This is a genomic window from Mesorhizobium sp. M1338, assembly GCF_040318045.1.
In the GTDB taxonomy this organism is placed as follows: Bacteria; Pseudomonadota; Alphaproteobacteria; order Rhizobiales; family Rhizobiaceae; genus Mesorhizobium.
This window is the reverse complement of record NZ_JAMYLL010000045.1, coordinates 1-18,623: the sequence shown is the minus strand read 5'-3', so window position 1 is coordinate 18,623 and position 18,623 is coordinate 1. Positions and strand designations below refer to the sequence as shown.

Annotated in this window: 18 protein-coding genes; 5 read left to right on the top strand and 13 right to left on the bottom strand. The window is 64.3% G+C overall.

The annotated features are described in order from the left end of the window. Window positions 1–54: 54 nt before the first annotated feature. From hdaA to NKH19_RS26830, 4 genes are all read right to left on the bottom strand, one after another. Entirely contained in the window at window positions 55–759 is a 705-nt protein-coding gene (gene hdaA / locus NKH19_RS26845) for a DnaA regulatory inactivator HdaA (RefSeq protein WP_352868021.1), read from the bottom strand. Window position 760: 1 nt separating this feature from the next. Beyond that, on the bottom strand, window positions 761–1,969 hold the full coding sequence (locus NKH19_RS26840) for an AI-2E family transporter (protein WP_352868023.1): 1,209 nt from the start codon (window positions 1,967–1,969) through the stop codon (window positions 761–763). Continuing rightward, window positions 1,941–2,498, bottom strand: coding sequence for a CDP-alcohol phosphatidyltransferase family protein (locus tag NKH19_RS26835; RefSeq protein ID WP_352868025.1), 558 nt, complete (start codon window positions 2,496–2,498; stop codon window positions 1,941–1,943). Before NKH19_RS26835 ends, NKH19_RS26840 begins: the two co-directional genes overlap by 29 nt. 207 nt (window positions 2,499–2,705) lie before the next feature. Beyond that, window positions 2,706–3,695: a methyltransferase gene (locus NKH19_RS26830; RefSeq protein ID WP_352868027.1), complete on the bottom strand. Its 990-nt coding sequence runs from the start codon at window positions 3,693–3,695 to the stop codon at window positions 2,706–2,708. A 249-nt stretch (window positions 3,696–3,944) separates the two neighbouring features. Here NKH19_RS26830 and purM point away from each other — a divergent pair, with 249 nt between their 5' ends. The 3 genes from purM to NKH19_RS26815 are packed head-to-tail and all read left to right on the top strand — an operon-like array spanning window position 3,945 to window position 6,289. Further along, a complete protein-coding gene (purM, locus tag NKH19_RS26825) occupies window positions 3,945–5,054 on the top strand; it encodes a phosphoribosylformylglycinamidine cyclo-ligase (RefSeq protein WP_352868030.1) in 1,110 nt (369 codons plus the stop codon). Then, the gene (purN, locus tag NKH19_RS26820; protein WP_352868032.1) at window positions 5,051–5,764 is read left to right on the top strand and encodes a phosphoribosylglycinamide formyltransferase; all 714 of its coding nucleotides are present in this window, start codon (window positions 5,051–5,053) and stop codon (window positions 5,762–5,764) included. The genes purM and purN overlap by 4 nt, the downstream gene beginning before the upstream one ends. Before the next feature lie 15 nt (window positions 5,765–5,779). Next, on the top strand, window positions 5,780–6,289 hold the full coding sequence (locus tag NKH19_RS26815; RefSeq protein WP_352868035.1) for a SixA phosphatase family protein: 510 nt from the start codon (window positions 5,780–5,782) through the stop codon (window positions 6,287–6,289). 207 nt (window positions 6,290–6,496) lie between these two features. Here NKH19_RS26815 and NKH19_RS26810 read toward each other — a convergent pair whose 3' ends face one another. Beyond that, on the bottom strand, window positions 6,497–6,739 hold the full coding sequence (locus tag NKH19_RS26810) for a DUF680 domain-containing protein (RefSeq protein ID WP_352868036.1): 243 nt from the start codon (window positions 6,737–6,739) through the stop codon (window positions 6,497–6,499). 469 nt (window positions 6,740–7,208) lie between these two features. On the opposite strand from NKH19_RS26810, the gene NKH19_RS26805 reads away from it, so the two are divergent. Together NKH19_RS26805 and NKH19_RS26800 are read left to right on the top strand one after the other, a co-directional pair. Beyond that, the gene (locus tag NKH19_RS26805) at window positions 7,209–7,886 is read left to right on the top strand and encodes a response regulator (protein ID WP_352868038.1); all 678 of its coding nucleotides are present in this window, start codon (window positions 7,209–7,211) and stop codon (window positions 7,884–7,886) included. Next, window positions 7,883–9,235 carry a sensor histidine kinase gene (locus NKH19_RS26800; protein WP_352868041.1) on the top strand — a complete coding sequence of 451 codons (1,353 nt, stop codon included), beginning with the start codon at window positions 7,883–7,885 and terminating at the stop codon, window positions 9,233–9,235. The genes NKH19_RS26805 and NKH19_RS26800 overlap by 4 nt, the downstream gene beginning before the upstream one ends. A gap of 20 nt (window positions 9,236–9,255) precedes the next feature. Here the strand turns inward: NKH19_RS26800 and NKH19_RS26795 are convergent, their stop codons facing one another. The 8 genes from NKH19_RS26795 to NKH19_RS26760 form a co-directional block, all read right to left on the bottom strand. Then, window positions 9,256–10,134: an ABC transporter permease gene (locus tag NKH19_RS26795; RefSeq protein ID WP_352868042.1), complete on the bottom strand. Its 879-nt coding sequence runs from the start codon at window positions 10,132–10,134 to the stop codon at window positions 9,256–9,258. Window positions 10,135–10,233: 99 nt separating this feature from the next. Continuing rightward, a complete protein-coding gene (locus tag NKH19_RS26790) occupies window positions 10,234–11,088 on the bottom strand; it encodes an ABC transporter ATP-binding protein (RefSeq protein WP_352868044.1) in 855 nt (284 codons plus the stop codon). Between the two features lie 160 nt (window positions 11,089–11,248). After that, window positions 11,249–12,262 (bottom strand): ABC transporter substrate-binding protein, encoded by a 1,014-nt coding sequence (locus NKH19_RS26785; protein ID WP_352868047.1) that lies wholly within the window; start codon window positions 12,260–12,262, stop codon window positions 11,249–11,251. Window positions 12,263–12,437: 175 nt separating this feature from the next. Then, window positions 12,438–13,217, bottom strand: a complete 780-nt coding sequence (gene dapB, locus NKH19_RS26780; protein WP_352868048.1) for a 4-hydroxy-tetrahydrodipicolinate reductase — start codon at window positions 13,215–13,217, stop codon at window positions 12,438–12,440. 16 nt (window positions 13,218–13,233) lie between these two features. After that, window positions 13,234–15,327 carry an ATP-dependent helicase gene (locus NKH19_RS26775; RefSeq protein ID WP_352868050.1) on the bottom strand — a complete coding sequence of 698 codons (2,094 nt, stop codon included), beginning with the start codon at window positions 15,325–15,327 and terminating at the stop codon, window positions 13,234–13,236. Window positions 15,328–15,411: 84 nt separating this feature from the next. Next, the gene (locus NKH19_RS26770) at window positions 15,412–15,585 is read right to left on the bottom strand and encodes a hypothetical protein (RefSeq protein ID WP_352868052.1); all 174 of its coding nucleotides are present in this window, start codon (window positions 15,583–15,585) and stop codon (window positions 15,412–15,414) included. 395 nt (window positions 15,586–15,980) lie between these two features. Beyond that, entirely contained in the window at window positions 15,981–16,130 is a 150-nt protein-coding gene (locus NKH19_RS26765) for an arginase family protein (RefSeq protein WP_352868054.1), read from the bottom strand. Between the two features lie 72 nt (window positions 16,131–16,202). Beyond that, on the bottom strand, window positions 16,203–18,311 hold the full coding sequence (locus tag NKH19_RS26760) for a molybdopterin-containing oxidoreductase family protein (RefSeq protein ID WP_352983106.1): 2,109 nt from the start codon (window positions 18,309–18,311) through the stop codon (window positions 16,203–16,205). Window positions 18,312–18,623: the final 312 nt, after the last annotated feature.

Sequence of the window (18,623 nt, the reverse complement as noted above, 5' to 3'; positions counted from 1 at the left end):
TTCGCGGTTGCATGGCCGAGCAGGGTTTCGTCTCTCGCTGACCCGGCGGCGCCCTCAAATCTCGAACTCGCCTTGCCCTTCATCCATGGCGCTGACGGTTTCCGCGGCGAGCGTGCGCGTGATCGGCGTCTTGCGCTCGAGCGCGGTGCGATCCAGCCTTTCCACCACGCGCATCGCTGTCGCCAGCGAGCGCTCGATACGGCGCACCAGGTATTGCACGACATGCGGCTCGACCTCGACCTGGCGGTCGGCGAACAGCTTGGTGATGACGCCGGCAAGCAAGAGATCGTCGGGCTCATGGATCTCGACCGTCGCCGCCGCCTTCAACCGTGAGGAAAGGTCAGGCAGCCTGACACCCCAGGCCGAGGGAAAGCGTCGCGCCGTCAGGAGCAGCGTGGACCCGGCACCACGCACCGCATTGATCAGATGGAACAGGCCATGTTCATCAACCGCTCCGGTATCGACATCGTCGATCAGTGCCGGGCGGGCGCCGAGATTGGCGATGCTGTCACCGATACGCTTGGCGTCGATCGCAACCGCGTTGGCGCGTTTGCGCCATATGGAGGCCAGATGTGTCTTGCCCGAGCCTGCGGGACCGGCCAGCACCACCACCTGCGAAGGCCAGTCCGGCCAGCGATCGACCAAGGCTACAGCCTGGTTGTTGGTGCCGGAGACGACGAGCTCGTCGCGCGAATAGCCGGTGCCATGGCCGAGATCGAGCGGCAACTGGCGCGGCGGATCGGTTGGCTGGGCAGTCACGTCAGCGACGCGGTTGCGTGCGGTGGCCGCCGCCGCGATCGGCCGGAAGCTGTGGCACAGGCCCCGCGCCGTGACCTTTGTAAAGCGGCGATTCGAGATAGCGGGCTATGGCAAACCGCACCAGCACGGCAACGGCAGCGGAAGCCGGCACCGCGATCAACAAGCCGACGAAGCCGAACAGCGCGCCGAAGGCAAACAGCGAAAACATCAGCCACACCGGATGCAGGCCGACGCTTTTGCCGACCAGCCGCGGCTGCAGGATGTTGCCCTCGATGAACTGGCCGATGAAGAACACCACCGCGACGGCGACGATCATCGTCCAGTCCGGCCAGAACTGAACGAAGGCGACGCCGACGGCCAGCACCAGCCCGGTCAGCGAGCCGACATAGGGAATGAAGGAGATCAGCCCGGCGAACAGGCCGATGAGGATGGCGAAATTCAGCCCGGTCAGCGTCAGCCCGGTGGCGTACATGGCGCCCAGCACCAGGCACAGCGTACCCTGGCCGCGCACGAAGCCGGCGGTGGCGGTGTTGATGTCCTTGGCGATGGCGCGCACCGTCGCGACATTGTCGCGCGGCACCCAGCTGTCGATGACCGCCACCATGCGGTCCCAGTCGAGCAGCATGTAGAAGGCGACCACCGGCGTCACCACGAACAGGCTGACCACCGAGACCAGCGCCACGCCGGAACTCCAGATCGAGGTGAAGACCGTGGTGAGCAGGCCGAAGCCGGAGGTCAGCAGCGAATTCAGTCCGTCGCGCAAGCCATTGGCGTTGACACCGAACTTCTGTTCCAGCCATTTCGGATCGAAAGAAGTGATCAGGCTCTGCAGCCGGGTCAGGTATTCCGGCAATTTGCCGGCGAAATCGGCCATCTGCGTCGCCAGCACCGGAATGAGGATGACGAAGGCCAGCACCAGCACGATAAGGAAGGTGATGAGGATGACCACCGTCGCCATGAAGCGCGACAGGCCGAGCCGCTGCAGCCGGTCGGCGACCGGATCGAGGAAATAGGCCAGCACCATGCCGGCGACGAACGGCAAAAGGATGCCTGAAAAGACGTAGAGGAACAGCGCCAGCAGGACGGCGCTGATCAGCCAGAAGCGGATCTGGCGGCGAAACGCCAGAGACGCAGTTTCGCCTGCCGCCGCGGCCTCGGCGGCCGCTTCGATGGATTCTTGATCAGGTGCCCGGTTTGGAGCCTTCGCCATAGCCGCTCATATGCCTCAGCCAAGCCACGAGATAGGCCGCGGCCGAAGCCACGGTCAAGACCCCGGACAGCAATATGAGGCCTGGCCTTAGCGGGTCGAGGTGAACCGACAGGGCAAGTTCGCCGAGCACCACCGAGGCCAGCACGATCTGGATGGCGGTGTTGGCCTTCGACACGAAAAGCGGCTTCATCTCGACCGGATGGGCCATGACGGTGGACAACACAACGGCGCAGACGATCAACGCGTCGCGCGACACCATGGTCACGACGAGCCAGAGCGGCAATTGCCCGATGAAGCCCATGACGACGAAGACCGAAACCAGCAGCAGCTTGTCGGCCATCGGGTCGAGATAGGCGCCGAGCGTTGACTGCTGGTTGAACCGGCGGGCGATAAAACCGTCGACGCCGTCGGAAATGCCGGCAACGAGGAACCCGGCAAAGGCCCAGTCCCAGCGCGCCTGCAGCATTGCCAGCACCACCGCCGGCACCAGAACAAAGCGCAGGATGGTGATCAGATTGGGGACGGTCAAATGCGTGCCTGTTGGGTTTGCTTGCCGATAAATGATGGAGACGAAGGAGGATCGCAAGGGAGAAGCGCCAGACATGGCAAAGGTCTGTTTGAACCCCTATGCCCTGCCGGCCATCTCGACATGCGATATCCCTAACCTTCACGGAAAAGGTGCGGTCGCTGGACAGCGAAGTACCGCGACCTGGGCTCGCGGCGACAACTTCTTTGGTCAGACCGCCGATGCCTCAAGGATGGAAATGGGTCCTTGGGTCTGAATCACTCGTTCAAGGCGTAGCCCAGCGACGTCGAACAAGCTTGCATATTGGACCCGCGTTCTTTCTAGGCCGCCAGTGACGGCGAGCATGACCACGTCGATACCCTTGATCTGGTTCGGTTCGTCACCTGGCGGCACGAGCGTCTCGGCCACAAGCACCTTCCCGTTCGGCAGCATTGCCTTGCGGCAATTTCGCAGGATCTCCACGGCACGCCCATCATCCCAATCGTGAACGACCTTCTTGATGACGTAGACGTCCCCGGTGGGAACACTTTCAAAGAAATTACCGGCGACAAATTCGGTACGCGGCAGGTCGCCTCCGGCACCCTGGCGTGCTGCCGCGACGCCCGACGGCAGATCGAAAAGCACGCCGTCCAGATGAGGGTTGCGAGCCAGGATCGCCGAGAGAAGCTGGCCATGTCCGCCGCCAACGTCGACGATCCGCGTGAACGGCTTGAAATCATAGGCTTCGGCAACGGCCTCGTTACTGCCTTGGCTCAGGGCGACCATGGCACGCTGAAACAAGGCAGCCTGTTCCGGATGTTCCGACAGCCAGTCAAACCTTGGGCTCCCGAACACCTTGTCGAAGGCCGGCTTTCCGGTGCGGACAGAATGCAGCAGCTGCTCGAAGGCAAGATAGGCCTCGCTGTTGATCATACGGATGAAGTCACGGGGACCCGGCCGATCGGAGCGCAGCACCGCACCAACCTCCGTCAACTCGAAATGACGGGGCAGCACTTCCCTAAACACCCCTTCAGGCGCGAGAAGTCGCATTACACGATAAAGCGAGTCAGCATCCGATTGAGTGGCAGCCGCCAGTTCATCTACCGACCGCTCGCTGGCAGCCAGGAGATCGGGGATGCCGAGTTCGATAATGACGCGCAGCGCCTGTGACACGGCGAATCCGAAGCCTAGTCTCATGATCTGTTGCGAAGGATTGAGCATGCCTTGTCCCCCAATGCCTGATGCATGGCAACAGAGCACCAACAACAACTACATACAAGGATGCAAAGGGGTGAGGCGAAAATGGAGACGCGAGGTTTTGCCTCCGATGAGAAACGAGGGCCGAGGAGATTTTGCACAAGGGGCGCCATCGCCTCGTTTTTATCGGGGTAAAAGCCAACCATTCTGTCGTCATCCTTGCGAGGCGCAGCCGTTCATGCGAAGAGCCCGCAAACGAGCAGGAAAATTGCGATGAGCAAGCGCGACACAAGCCAGCCCAAAACGGGCCAGCCCAAAACGAGCAAGCGCAGGAACGGGCTCACCTATGCCGAGGCCGGCGTCGATATCGACGCGGGCAATCTCATGGTCGAGAAGATCAAGCCGCTGGTGCGCGCGACGCGCCGGCCGGGCGCCGACGGCGAGATCGGCGGCTTCGGCGGCCTGTTCGACCTCAAGGCCGCCGGCTTCACGGATCCGGTGCTGGTGGCGGCCAATGACGGCGTCGGCACCAAGCTCAAGATCGCCATCGATGCCGGCAAGCACGACACGATCGGCATCGATCTCGTCGCCATGTGCGTCAACGACATCGTCGTGCAGGGAGCCGAACCGCTGTTCTTCCTCGACTATTTCGCCACCGGCAAGCTCGATCCCGACCAGGGTGCCGCGATCGTCGGCGGCATCGCCGAGGGCTGCCGCCAGGCCGGCTGCGCGCTGATCGGCGGCGAGACGGCCGAGATGCCCGGCATGTATCATGGCAACGACTACGACCTTGCCGGCTTTGCGGTGGGCGCGGCGGAACGCGGCCAGCTCTTGCCCACCGACGACATCGTCGAAGGCGACGTTCTGCTGGGCCTCGCTTCCTCGGGCCTGCATTCGAACGGATATTCGCTGGTGCGCCGCATCGTCGCCGTCAGCGGCCTGGCGTGGGGCGATCCGGCGCCGTTCAACGACGAGGCCACCCTGGCAGAGGCGCTGCTCGAGCCGACCCGCATCTACGTCAAGTCGATCCTCAAGGCCATCCGCAACACGCATGGCATCAAGGCGCTCGCCCACATCACCGGCGGCGGCTTCCCGGAAAACATTCCGCGCGTGCTGCCCAAGGATTTTTCGGCCGAGCTCGACCTCGAGGTGATCGACGTCCCTCCAGTGTTCTCGTGGCTGGCCAAGACCGGTGGCGTCGAGCCGGAAGAGATGATGCGCACCTTCAATTGCGGCATCGGCATGATTTTGGCGGTCGCGTCCGGCCAGGCGGCGCAGGTCGCCGCCGTGCTGCAGGAGGCCGGCGAGACGGTGACGCCGATCGGCCGCATCGTGCCGCGCCGAGATGCCGGCGTCATCTATCGGGGCTCGATCGGCCTATGAGCGTACAGAGGAAACGCACCGTTGTCCTGATCTCGGGGCGCGGCTCCAACATGACCGCGCTGATCGCGGCGGCCAGCGACCCGGCCTTCCCGGCCGAGATCGTCGGCGTCATTTCCGACAAGGCCGACGCCGCCGGCCTCGGCATCGCCAGGGCGCGCGGCATCGCCACGCAGGTCATCTCGCGCGCCGACCATGGCAGCAAGCAGGCGCATGATGCCGCCATCGACGCGGCGCTCGTGGCATTCAATGCCGAGATCGTGGCGCTGGCCGGCTACATGCGCATCCTCACCCCCGGCTTCGTCCAGAAATGGCAGGGCCGCATGATCAACATCCACCCTGCCCTGCTGCCGGCTTTCAAGGGGCTCGATACTCATGCGCGCGCACTCGCCGCCGGCATGCGCATCCATGGCTGCACCGTGCATTTCGTCACCTCCGAGATGGATGACGGCCCGATCATCGCCCAGGCGGCCGTGCCGGTGATGGTTGGCGACAATGCGGATACACTGGCTGCCCGCGTGCTGAAGACCGAGCACCGGCTCTATCCGCTGGCGCTGGGGCTGGTCGCCGAAGGCAAGGCGCGCATGGAGGCCGGCCGCACCGTGCTTGCGCACTTTGCCGACGATGCCGACAACAGCACCTCGGTGGTGATGGCCCCTGACCCGCTGCGCGAGGAAGCCGACCTCGAGCACCTGGCGCGCATCACGCCGTGAGCCGAGAGCGTGGCGATGAAACAGCTTCTCCTGCTTCGCCACGCCAAATCGAGTTGGGACGATCCGGCACTCGATGATTTCGACCGTCCACTCACCGACCGCGGATTGAAGGCGGCACACTTGATGGGGCGCGAGCTTGCGGCGCGCGACTGGCTGCCGGACCTGGCGCTGGTGTCGCCGGCACTGCGCGCCCGCGACACCTGGCGGCTGGTGGCGGCGGAACTGCCCGCGCATCCCAAGGTCGTATTCGCCAAGGCGCTGTACGACGCTTCAGCGGCGGATATTCTAAGCCAGATTCATCAGGTCGACCCGTCGGGTGGCAGCTTGCTCGTGATCGGCCACAATCCGGGCCTGGAAGACCTGGCCAGACAGCTTGCCGGGCCAGGGTCGGAGGCCAAGGCGCGCAAGAAGCTCGAGGAAAGATTCCCGACGGCAGCCCTCGCGCGCTTCGTCTTCGAGGGCGACTGGTCGGGCCTGTCCTGCGCCCGGCTGACACATTGTCTGCGGCCGAAGGATCTGGGCTAGGATCCAGGCGCGGCAGGCCAAGCCTGCCATGCAGCGGACCCCGGCCAATCCAACTTTATTTTTGGGCGAGAACTGTTTGTTGCCGACGGCGAGGATTGGCTGCTTGAGCCGGCGCCCCCGGCGGCGCTACTCCGCGCAAAAAACAAGAGCGGCGGGCCAAGCCCACCGCTCTTTGTAGTCAGACTTGGTAGTCGAGACTAGCCTAGATTAGCGGCCCCAGATGCCCTGGCCAGACTCAGCCGGCACCTTGGCGTTGGCGTCGCCCTGTGCCTTCGAGGGCTTCAGGATCGAGCCGGTGTGCGAGGTGTCGATGTTGAAAGTCGACTGGCTCGAAGGCGACTGGTTGGGAACCGGCTGGTTGGCATTGTAAGAGCCGTAATTGTCGCTGCCGGCAAAAGCAGTGCCCGAGGCGACGAGGATGGCGGCGGCGGTAAGAGCGATCTTGGTCATTTTGTTTACTCCAGTATTTCTTTGTTCTGTCCGTCTGGTGGCGTGCCCTTGGGAGGAATTTCGCGTCGCTCGGACCACCCCGAGATGGGTTTGCCCCGCCACGGATTCCAATCACGAAGATGTTCCACGGATCGTGCGATTTCGGCCCTTGAAATTCGACAAACAGCCTCCGCGGTCATTATTTTATTCATCAAAATCAGATTGTTGGCAGAAACCCCCACCGCCGGGCGCGACCGTTCACCGAGCCGGCGTTCACCACATGCTGCACGGTCCGTCAACAGAAGACGAACCGATCGGTTCGATTTGTGCGAAGGCGCCGCCGCCTGAACCTCGGGATCTCCAGCATTTGCCTTGCGGATGGATCGATATTATCGCTGGTGCACGATCATCAATCGGGCGCGACCTGGCTGTGCCAGTCGAAGAAACAGATGGAAATCCGGGTGAACCGCACCCCAGGACAGCGATAGAGATGCGGCTGCTGCTCGTCGAAGACAATCGCGACCTGGCCGACTGGCTGGGCAAGACCCTGCGTCAGGCGAACTATGTGGTGGACGTCGTCCATGATGGCGAGGATGTCGAGCATGCCCTGGCCGCCGGCGACCACGCGCTTGTCATCCTCGACCTGGCATTGCCGCGCATGGGCGGGCTAGAGGTGCTGCGCATGTTGCGGGCGCGCGGCAACCGTGTGCCGGTGATCGTGCTGACCGCCAATGCCAGCCTCGACGGCCGCGTCAAGGGCCTCAATGAAGGCGCCGACGATTATCTGGCAAAGCCGTTCCAGATCGAGGAGCTGGAGGCTCGCATCCGCGTGCAGCTGCGCCGCGCCAATGACCGCACCGCGCCCGTCGTCGCCTGCGGCGATCTCGTCTTCGACACCAATACCCGGCTGTTTTCGCTCGCTGGCGAGACGTTGGCGCTGACGCCGCGCGAACACGCAGTGCTGGAGCAATTGATGGTCAAGGCCGGGCGCACGGTGAGCAAGGCGGCGTTGTCGGCCGCGATCTATGATTTCGAGACCGACGCCGACCCTAGCGCCATCGAGATCTATGTGCACCGTGTACGCAAGAAGCTCGAAGGATCTCGTGTCCAGATCGCCACCTTGCGTGGCCTCGGCTATCTCTTGCGTCATGACGATTTGGCGCCATGAGGACCAGCAGCCTCCGTTTGCAGTTGCTGGCCTGGGTAGTGCTGCCGCTCGCCGGGCTCGCCACCATCAACCTGTGGACCAGCCACCGCAGCGCGCAGGCGACCGCCGATCTGGTCACGGACCGGATGCTGTTGGGTTCGGCGCGCGCCATCGCCGAGCAGGTTGCCATTGTCGACGGCGTGCTCGACGCCACGGTGCCGCCGGCGGCGATCGAGATGTTCGACACCGGCGATCGCGACAGCGTCTATTATCGTGTCGAGACGGCTGGCGGGCGTTTGCTGACCGGCTACCCCGACCTGCCCGAGGGTCCGAGGCAGCCCAGCACGGAAGCGGTCTATCGCGACCACGCGCTGCGGCTGCTGACATTCAGTCATGCGGTGGTCGGCGCCGGCGCTGACTCGCCAATATCCGTCACCGTTGGTGTCACGCTGGCCGGGCATGATGCCATGGTGAAACGGCTGTGGCTCAGCGCCTTTGCCCAGCAACTGGCGCTGGTGGCCATTGCCGGCATCTTCGTGCTGCTTGGCCTGCGTCGCGGCCTGGCACCGCTGATCCGGCTGCGCGACGCGGTGCGCTCTCCAGGCCGCAGCGATCTCGATCCGGTCGAAGTGCCGGGGGCGCAAAGCGAGATTCAGCCGCTGATCGATGCGTTGAACGCCTACATGGAGCGGGTGCGCGCGCAGATGGCGGCGCAACGCCGCTTCATCGCGAACGCGGCGCACCAGTTGCGCACACCGCTGGCGCTGCTGTCGACACAGGCGAGCTACGCGCTTCGCGAAAGTGCTGCGGAGGCGCGACAGGAAGCCCTGGTGGCGCTGCAGGCAAGCTCCGGCAAGCTGGCGCGGCTGGCCGAACAGTTGCTGACGCTATCGCGAGCCGAACCCGGTAGCCGGCGGCCGCGCGCCGACCGCATCGACCTGACCGACGCCGCCCGGCACGTGCTGGAAACCCAGGCGCCGGCGGCGATCGCTCGCAGGATCGATCTCGGCCTCGAGGAGGCTGGCCCCGTGCCGGTCATCGGCGACGGCACCATGCTGCGCGAGATGATCGTCAATCTTGTCGACAATGCGCTTCGCTACTCGGCAGCCGGCGGCAGCGTCACGGTGAAGCTGGCGGTCATCGACGGCAAAGCCGTGCTGACGGTCGCCGATGATGGGCCCGGCATTCCGGCGGACGAGCGAGATCATGTGTTCGAACGCTTCTACCGCATTGCCGGTTCGACCGAGGAAGGCAGCGGGCTTGGCCTCGCCATCGTACGCGAGGTCGTCGAAAATGCCGGCGGACGCGTCACCCTTGGAGATGGCGCGACCGGTGGCCTGGTGGTTGAGGTAAGGTTGCCTTTGGCCTGATCGCGGCATGCCGAAGTGGATCAGGTCCCCTGCTCGTTGAACGGCGCCGGCCGCCATTTGACGACATAGTTCTCGAAGCGGGTGATGATGAACTCCACCACCAGCGCCATCACCGCCAGGATGATCATGGCGGCAAAGACACCATTGGCGTTGAAGGCGCCCTGCGCCGTCGAGATCAGCAGGCCCATGCCTTGCTTGGCGCCGAGGAATTCGCCGACCACCGCGCCGACCAGGGCAAAGCCGAAGCTGACATGCAGGCTGGCCAGGATCCAGCTCATCGCCGACGGGATGATGACGGTGCGGGTGATCTGGAATGGCGAAGCGCCGAGGATCTGGGCGTTGGCGATCATCGCCCGGTCGGCTTCGCGCACGCCCTGGAAGGCGTTGGCGAAAACGACGAAGAACACCATTACCACGGCGAGCGCCACCTTGGAGGCCATGCCGAGGCCGAGCGCGATGATGAACACCGAGCCCAGCACGACGCGCGGCACCGAGTTGGCGATCTTGATGTAGATCGAAAAGACGTCCGCCAGCAGTCGGTTGCGGCCGAGGATGATGCCCGCGGCGATGCCTCCGACGGCGCCGATGACGAAGCCGAGGAAGGTTTCCTCGAGTGTCACATAGATCTGCACCCAGAGCGGCCCTTGCGACGTGCCCTCGGTGACCCACACCCAGATCTGGTCCCAGATACCGGACGGGCTGGCGAAGAAGAACGGATCGATGATGTCGTGGTCGGCACCGAGTTCCCATAGGCCGAGGAAGACGACCAGGATAGCCAGGCGCAGGCCGATGACCAGCGCATGCCGGCGGCGCACCCGTGCCTTCGCCCGGCCTTCGGCAACGGCGATGGAGGCATCGCGGACGGCGGCCTGGGAAGTGGTGGGAGATATGGCGGTCATGGCAGCGTCTCCTCTCAGAGCAATTCCAGGAAAAGTGCCAAGCGGTTTTCCGTCCGGAATTGCGAAAACAAAACCATTGGAGCGGGTCGGCGACCCGCTTCAATGGCCGGTTTGCAAGGTGCGGCTCTGGCCGAGCTGCACTTCCTCGCGCAGGTCGTTCCAGATCACCTTGGCGATCTCGACGAATTTCGGGTCGTAGCGAATGTCGGCCATGACGCGCGGACGCGGCAGGTCGATGTGGTAGACGCTCTTGACCGTGCCCGGCCCGGCCGTCAGAACATAGACCTTGTCGGCCAGTGCCACTGCCTCCTCCAGGTCGTGAGTGACGAACACGACGGAAGACTTCTGCTGCGACCACAGACCCAGCAGCTCGTCCTGCATGGCGGTGCGCGTCTGCATGTCGAGCGCGCTGAACGGCTCGTCCATCAGCAGGATCTTGGGCTGGTTGATGAAGGTCTGGGCGAGCGCGACGCGCTTGCGCATGCCGCCGGACAGCTGGTGCGGATAGTGCTTTTCGAAGCGGCCGAGGCCGACACGGGCGATCCAGTCACGCGCCCGCTCATAGGCCTGCGCCTTTGGCATGCCGCGATAGAGCGGGCCGGCGGCGACATTGTCGATGACGCTGCGCCAGGGAAACAGCGCGTCAGCCTGGAAGACGAAGCCAATGTCGCGGCTGATATCGGTGACGGGGCTGCCCATGACACGGACATTGCCGGTCGTCGGGCGCAGCAGCCCGGTGACGAGATTGAGCGTCGTCGACTTGCCACAGCCGGTCGGCCCGACGACGCAAGCGAATTCGCCGCGCGCCACTGTCATGGTGAAATCGCGGATCGCCGTCATCATATGGCCGTCCGGCGTGACGAAGCGCAATGTCACGTCGTCGATGGCGATCGCGGCGTCAGCTGGCGGCGCGGCCTGAGACAGCCTCTTGGCCGCCATGGGTTGCAGTTGCATGGCACACTCCTGTCGCAATGGGGCAAGGGAGCCCACGGCGCGGCCGCGGGTCTCCTGGTGGTCCGGCAAGGGCCGTGCCGCTGCGGTTACATTCAAGCAAGCGGCGCAAGCCGTTGTTCTTCAACGAGCAGAGATGGAAGCCCCTGCCCGTCGGGCGACGCTACTTGGCGGCGTCGACGAACGCCGTCGTGTAGGTCTTCGACAGGTCGATCTGCTTGCCTTGCAGGCTCTTGGAGAATGTCGAGAGGACCTTGAGCACGGTTGGCGGGCCGTCGGCCGGCATGCGGCCGTCCGGCGTGAACATCGCCTTGCCGCCGGCCAGCCCCTGCACGTAGAGATCCCTGTTGCCGGCGTAGTAGTCCTTCGGCATCTTGTCGGCGATCTCCCCGGCCGAATGCGTGGCGATGAACTTCATCGTCATGACGAAGGCATTGGCGAGCTTCTGTGCCTCATCCTTGTGGTCTTCGAGCCAGGCGGACTGGACGTAGAAGGACGCCGCCGGATAGGGGCCGCCCAGCGCTTCCTTGGTCTTTTCAGGCGTGCGCATGTCGACCAGGACACTGGCCTCACCGGTCTTCAGCAATTGGGAAATCGTCGGCTCGGTGGTCATGCCGGCCTGGATCTGATCCTGCTTGACGGCGGCAATGAAGGTGTTGCCGGCGCCGACCGGCAGCAGCGTATAGTCGCCAGGCTTCAGGCCGTTGCGCACGGCCAGATACTGACTGAGGAAATCGGTCGACGAGCCGAGGCCGGTGACGCCGAGCGTGGCGCCCTTGAAGTCGGCCGGCGATTTGATTTCGGGATGCTTGGCGGAGACCAGCTCGACCTCGCCCGGCGCTTGGCTGAACTGGACGATCGACTGGATGTATTTGCCCTTCGACTGCAGGTCGACGGTGTGGTCGTAAAAACCAACGACGCCCTGCACGGCGCCGGCCAGCAGTTCATTCTCGGCCTCGACGCCGGCGCGCGAGTTGACCAGTTCGACATCGAGCCCCTGGTCCTTGAAGTAGCCGAGCTGCTGGGTGAGCACGGCCGGCAGATAGATTTGCTTCTCCATGCCGCCGACGATGATGGTGATCTTGTCGGCCGCCGATGCCGCCGTGGCACTCGTTGCGGCGATGGCCAACGCCAGCGTCGCTGAACGCAAGGCGCACTTCGAGATGATACCTGTCACGAAACTTCCTCCACCTGGGCGGCGCGCCGACAGGCTGCGCCGCATTTCCTCCTCACCGGCCACCAAGGGCCGGTCACGCGGTGAACACCGCGGCCCCGTCATGGCATGCCCAAGCTTTCAGCTGGCTTTCAGCCGTTCGATGAGCGGAATAGATGAAATCGGGCGGGATTGCTCATCACGAGGCGTTGAACCCAAGCACGTCGCGCATGTCATATTCGCCGGGCGGTCGGCCCCTCACCCAGAGTGCGGCGGCGATGGCGCCGCGCGCGAACATGACACGGTCCTGCGCCGAATGCGACAGGGTCACGGTCTCGCCCTCGGCGCAGAAGCCGACGCTGTGTTCGCCAATGATGCTGCCGCCGCGCATCACCGCGAAGCCGATCTCGCCGGCTGGACGCGGGCCGGTAACGCCGTCGCGGACCCGCCTTGCGACCGTCCCCAGGTCGATGCCGCGCCCGCCGGCGGCGGCTTGCCCGAGCATCAGCGACGTCCCCGACGGCGCATCGATCTTGTGGCGATGATGCGCCTCGACAATCTCGACATCCCAGTCGTCGGGCTCGAGCGCTTTCGCCGCCCGCTCGACCAGCCCGACCAGCATGTTGAGCCCAAGCGAAAAGCTGCCGGAGCGCACGATGGCGATGGTTTTCGCGGCATCGGCGATGGTCGCCAACTCAGCGGCACTGAATCCTGTCGAGCCAATGACCAGGGCCGGCCCGCCGCGCTCGGCGCAGACCCTGGCCAGGTCGGCCGAGGCAGCCGGCGTGGTGAAATCGATCACGACATCGGCCATGGCAAGCGCCTCGTCGCGGCTCACCAGACCTTCGCCGACAGTCCCCGACCGGTGGAAACGTGAGGCTAGCGCCAGCCGCGCATCGGCCTGCACGGCGTCGGCCATCTGGCGACCCATGCGGCCCAGCGCGCCCGCGAGGGCTATCCTGGTCGGTGGTTGGGGCATGCGCCGACCCTTGAGACTATTTCCACATGCCGCGCATGCGAGCGCCGATGTCGACGCGCACCTCCGGCCGGGCCGCCCTGCCCTGCGCCGCTTGCGCGGTCGGCCACGATACCTGTTGGAATGCCGCAAGGATCGAAGCCGGGATGAAGCGGGTGCGCGAAGCATAGAGATGGCGGTCGCCGCGCGCCGCCTGGCCGTGCGGAAAGAAGCGTTGCGGCATGACCAGATTGAGATTGTCCTTGGCCCGCGTCATCGCCACGTAGAGCAGCCGGCGCTCCTCGTCGATATCTTCCTTGGTGCCGACGCCGAGATCAGCCGGAATGCAGCCGTCGACCGTGTTGAGCACGAAGACATTCTTCCATTCCTGGCCCTTGGCCGAATGGATGGTCGACAGGATCAGATAGTCCTCGTCGCGATGCGGCGGCCCGGCCTGGTCGCTGGTCGCGTCCGGCGGATCGAGCGTCAGTTCGGTGAGAAACCGTTCGCGCGAGGCGTAACCCGACCCGATCTGCTCAAGCTGCAACAGATCGGCACGCCGCGTTGTAGCATCCTCGTGGATGCGTTCCAGATGCGGCTCGTACCACAGCCTGATCTGTTCGAGATCGGCAGGCCATTTGGCGCCGGCCCGCAGGCCGGAATAGAGCGAGACGAAGCCCGGCCAGTCATCGGCCGCGCGTTGCGGCGGGCGCCAGCCGGCCAGGCCCATCGCTTCGTCGAGCGCCGTCGTCATCGTCTCGACGATCTGCGCGGCGGCCGAAGGGCCGATGCCCGGCATCAGTTGCAGCACGCGGAAGCCGGCGACGCGGTCGCGCGGGTTTTCGGCAAAGCGCAGCACCGCCAGCACATCCTTGACATGGGCGGCATCGAGGAACTTCAGGCCGCCGAACTTGACGAAAGGAATGTTGCGGCGGGTCAGTTCGATCTCCAGCGGTCCGCTGTGATGCGAGGCGCGAAACAGCACCGCCTGGGATTTCAGTGCCGTGCCGGCCTCGCGCTCGGCCAGGATGGTGTCGCAGACGAAATTGGCCTGCTCGACCTCGTCGCGCACGGTCACCAGTTTTGGTCTGTCGGTCGATTTGCGCTCGGACCACAGGTTTTTGGTGAAGCGCTCCGAGGCCTCGCCGATCACCGCATTGGCGGCGGCCAGAATGGTTTCGGTCGAGCGATAGTTGCGCTCCAGCATCACCACGTCGGCGGCCCGCGCGAACTGTTTTGGGAAGTCGAGGATGTTGCGAACCTCGGCGGCACGGAACGAATAGATCGACTGGGCATCGTCGCCCACCACCGTCAGCCCAGCGCCGTCGGGTTTTAGCGCCAGCAGGATCGAGGACTGCAAGCGGTTGGTGTCCTGATACTCATCGACCAGCACATGGTCGAAACGTCCGCCCAGATGGGCCGCTATTTCAGGTTCGGCCGTCATCTGCGCCCAGTAGAGCAGCAAATCGTCGTAATCGAGCACGTTTTGCGACTGCTTGGCCTCGACATAACCGGCGAACAGCAGTTTCAGCTGCTCGGCCCAGCCGGCGCACCAGGGAAAGGCAGACCCCAATACCTCGTTAAGCGGCGCCTGCGCATTGACGGCACGCGAATAGATGGCAAGGCAGGTGCCCTTGGTGGGAAAGCGCGCTTCCGTTTTCGAGAAGCCGAGCTCGTGCCGCACCAGGTTCATCAAGTCGGCGGAATCCTCGCGGTCATGGATGGTGAAGGCCGGGTCGAGGCCAATCTCCAGCGCATAGTCGCGCAGCAGCCGTGCGCCGATGCCGTGAAAGGTGCCGGCCCAGGTCAGCGCGTCGGCGATCACCGCGGCGTCGCGGCCGAGCACTTCGCCGGCGATGCGCTCGACACGCCTGGCCATTTCGGACGCGGCGCGGCGCGAAAAGGTCATCAGCAGGATGCGGCGCGGGTCCGCCCCCTTGACGATCAGGTGGGCGACGCGGTGAGCCAGCGTGTTGGTCTTGCCGGAGCCAGCGCCGGCGATGACCAGCAGCGGGCCAGCGATCTGGCCGTCGCCATGCTCGACGGCCTGGCGCTGGGCATCGTTCAGCCGCGCGAGATAGGCAGGCTGGACGGTTGGTTCCCGAAAGGTCGAATCAGCGGCGGCGAGGTTCATCGCCCATCAAGCATCGTTTCTGCTTTGTTCGCAACGTCAATGCGAGGCAGACCGAGCCCCACGGACCGAGGAAACGGATCGCCCCTAGCGCCCGGGATCGACACCCATGGCGGCTGACTGCCGGCGTAAGGCCTCGCGATCATGTTGCGGCGGTGGCAGAAGCAGCGGATCGACTGTATCGGGCACGTCCTCGACCATCTTCCTGGCGATTCGATAGGCGACATAAGCCAAAGCGCCGGCGACAAGCAGACGGAACATGGTTGCAACACTCCATTGAAGCATTGAAGCAGGACCAACCGAGGAAACGGCATTTGGTTCCCTTGCCGATCATCCAGGCGCGCGATCAAAGTTCGAGGGCGGCGATGACTTCGCTTGCGCTTCCCCGATGCATTCTCAAGGCGCCGCGGGCGGAACTAGGCGTTGCGAGTTTGTGTCCTGCCTCATGCCGCCTGTGGAGTCCGGAGCTGAGGTCGCCGTCAGCTCACGCTCCGGTTCGGCAGGCTCTTGGGGAAGAAGGCCGGCGCCGCTTGGGAGGAAGAATGAAGCGCCGGCCAAGCGGATAATTAGGTCCGCCGCACAGCAGAAGGTAGCTGAGTCTTTCCCCGGCGTCATCGGGAGATCGTCTTCGTTAAAAACGTACCCTCGCGGGCCTGTCACCCATGTGTCTTGACCATCATCCCGGCAATCTCCTTGAGGAGTTTTGCCGCCACGCCGGCGGTCAGATTGGCGATGTCGCGAGACGGGTTTAGTTCAACGATATCGGCGCCCACGATCGGCTGGTTGGAATGGATCGCCGACGACATCAGCTACCGACGAAACCGAAGGAAGGCGGCCGAAATCCTGCCGGTATGATTGGCGCGAAAGGAACTGAGTTCTTAGCCTGCCGCGCGCAGCCAGACCTTGTTGTCGTGGAAGGCGGCACCGCCATAGGGTGCCGGCGCATCGGCGCCGGTCAGCACGTTGATGCCTTCGCCACGCTCATGCGCGCTGTTTGGCCAGATGCCTTCGGCGATGACCACGCCGCGCTTGATGCCGTCGAACAGTTTTGCGTGCAGCACGACCTCGCCACGCTGATTGCCGACCTCGACGCGGTCGCCGTCGGCCAGTCCATGTGCCGCGGCATCGTCGGGGTGCAGCAAGAGCTCCGGCCGGCCTTCCCTGGCCTTCGATACCGGTGTCTCCGAGAATGTAGAGTTGAGGAAATTGCGCGCCGGCGACGTCGCCAACCGGAACGGATGCGCCTCGTCGGCGACCTCGATCAGGTCGACATGATCAGGGAATTCCGGCAGCCGCTCCACCGGCCCGAACAGCCCCATGCTTCTCGGCGGCCTGTTGGGCGCCGCCTGCCCGGTCCAGTCGGCGCGGAAGCGGAATTTACCATCCGCATGGCCAAATCCCTTGATGAAATGCGCGGTCTCGAAATCCGGCTGCAGGTCGACCCATTTGTCCTCCTTCAAGCTGTCGAAGCTGCCCAGCCCGCGCTTGCCCAGGATGATGTCGATATGCTGGCGCTCGGTGAGACCAAAACCCGGGCGGTCGGCGACCCCGAGGCGCTCAGCCAGTTCCTCGATGACGAAATGGTTGGTGCGCGGGCCTTCCGGTGGCTCAATCAATTTGGGGCCAAGCGTGATGTGCTGGTTGCCGCCGCCCTTGTAGACGTCGTCATGCTCCAGGAACATCGTCGCCGGCAGCACGACATCGGCGAGCTTGGCCGTGTCGGTCATGAACTGCTCATGCACGCAGGTGAACAGGTCGTCGCGCATAAAACCCTGCTTCACCAGCCGCTGCTCGGGCGCGACATTCACCGGGTTGGTGTTCTGGATCAGCATGGCCGTTACCGGCGGGCCGCCATAAAGCGCATCGCTGGCACCGGTCAGCACCGGGCCGATACGTGAATGGTCGACATGACGGATCGAGGGATCGCGCATCTTCGTGCCTTCAAGCACATCCTGGTTGAGCTTGAAGATGCCGGAATTGGAGTGGAAGGCGCCACCGCCCTCATATTGCCAGCTGCCGGTGACAGCCGCGATGCACGACGCGGCATGCATGTTGACGGCGCCATTGCGCTGGCGTGCAAAACCATAGCCGAGCCGGAAATAGGTTTTCTTGGTCGTGCCGACAAGCCGGGCGAAGGCCTCGATCTCGGGGGCCGTCAAGCCTGTGATATCAGCCGCCCATTCCGGCGTGCGCGTCCTCAGATGCTCTTCCAACCCTTTTGGGTCGTCGGTGTACTTTTCGAGATAGGCGCGGTCGGCGAGACTGTCGCGAAACAGCACATGCATGACGGCGCAGGCCAGCGCGCCATCGGTGCCGGGCTTCAGCACCAGGCCGAGATCGGCCTGCTTCATCGTCGCATTCTCGTAGACGTCGATGACGACGATCTTGGCACCACGCTCCTTGCGCGCCTTGATGGCGTGGGTCATGACGTTGACCTGCGTGACCACCGCATTGGTGCCCCAGATCACCACGCAATCGGATTTCGCCATCTCGCGCGGATCGGGACCACGCAGCGCGCCTGCCCCCATCATCCAGCCGGTCCATGCCAGGTTGGTGCAGATCGAACCGAAGAAGCCGGAATATTTCTTGGCATGGCGCAGCCGGTCGATGCCATCGCGCTGCACCAGCCCCATCGTGCCGGCATAGTAATAGGGCCAGACCGTCTCCGAACCGTATTTCTCCTCGGCCACGATGAACTTTTCGGCGACGAGGTCGAGTGCTGCCCCCCAGCTCGCTTCCTTCCAGCCACCGTCGCCCTTGGCGCCAGCTCGGATCAGCGGCTTCAGAAGCCGGTCGGGATGGTGGACGCGGTCGGCATAACGCGCGACCTTGGCGCAGACGACACCGGCGGTATACGTGTTGGCCTTGGCGCCATGGACGCGACCGATGCGGTTGCCATCGAGCAGTTCGACCTCGAGCGCGCAGGTCGACGGGCAATCATGCGGACAGGCCGAATGGCCGATTCTGAGCTTGGCGTGCTGGTTCATGGGTGCAAAGTAATTGATTGTGACCGGCGCGTGTAGGGCCAGATAGCGCCTTCCCTTCTCCCCCTGTGGGAGCGCCGGGACGGTTGAGGGGTGTTCCAGCGGAGTGAGACGCTTGCGTTCCCTGGAACACCCCTCATCCGACCTCGCTTCGCGAGGCCACCTTGCATAAGCGACGTTGTATGAAGTGGTCGTCTCGTAAGGGACGCCAACCGCCCGGTGGCCCCCCGGCCGTTGGCGCCGATCGTAGGATAGCGGGGCCCCCCAACCCGTGGGGGTAAGGAGCAGCAAGATGGCGCTGGGCTGTTCATCGTG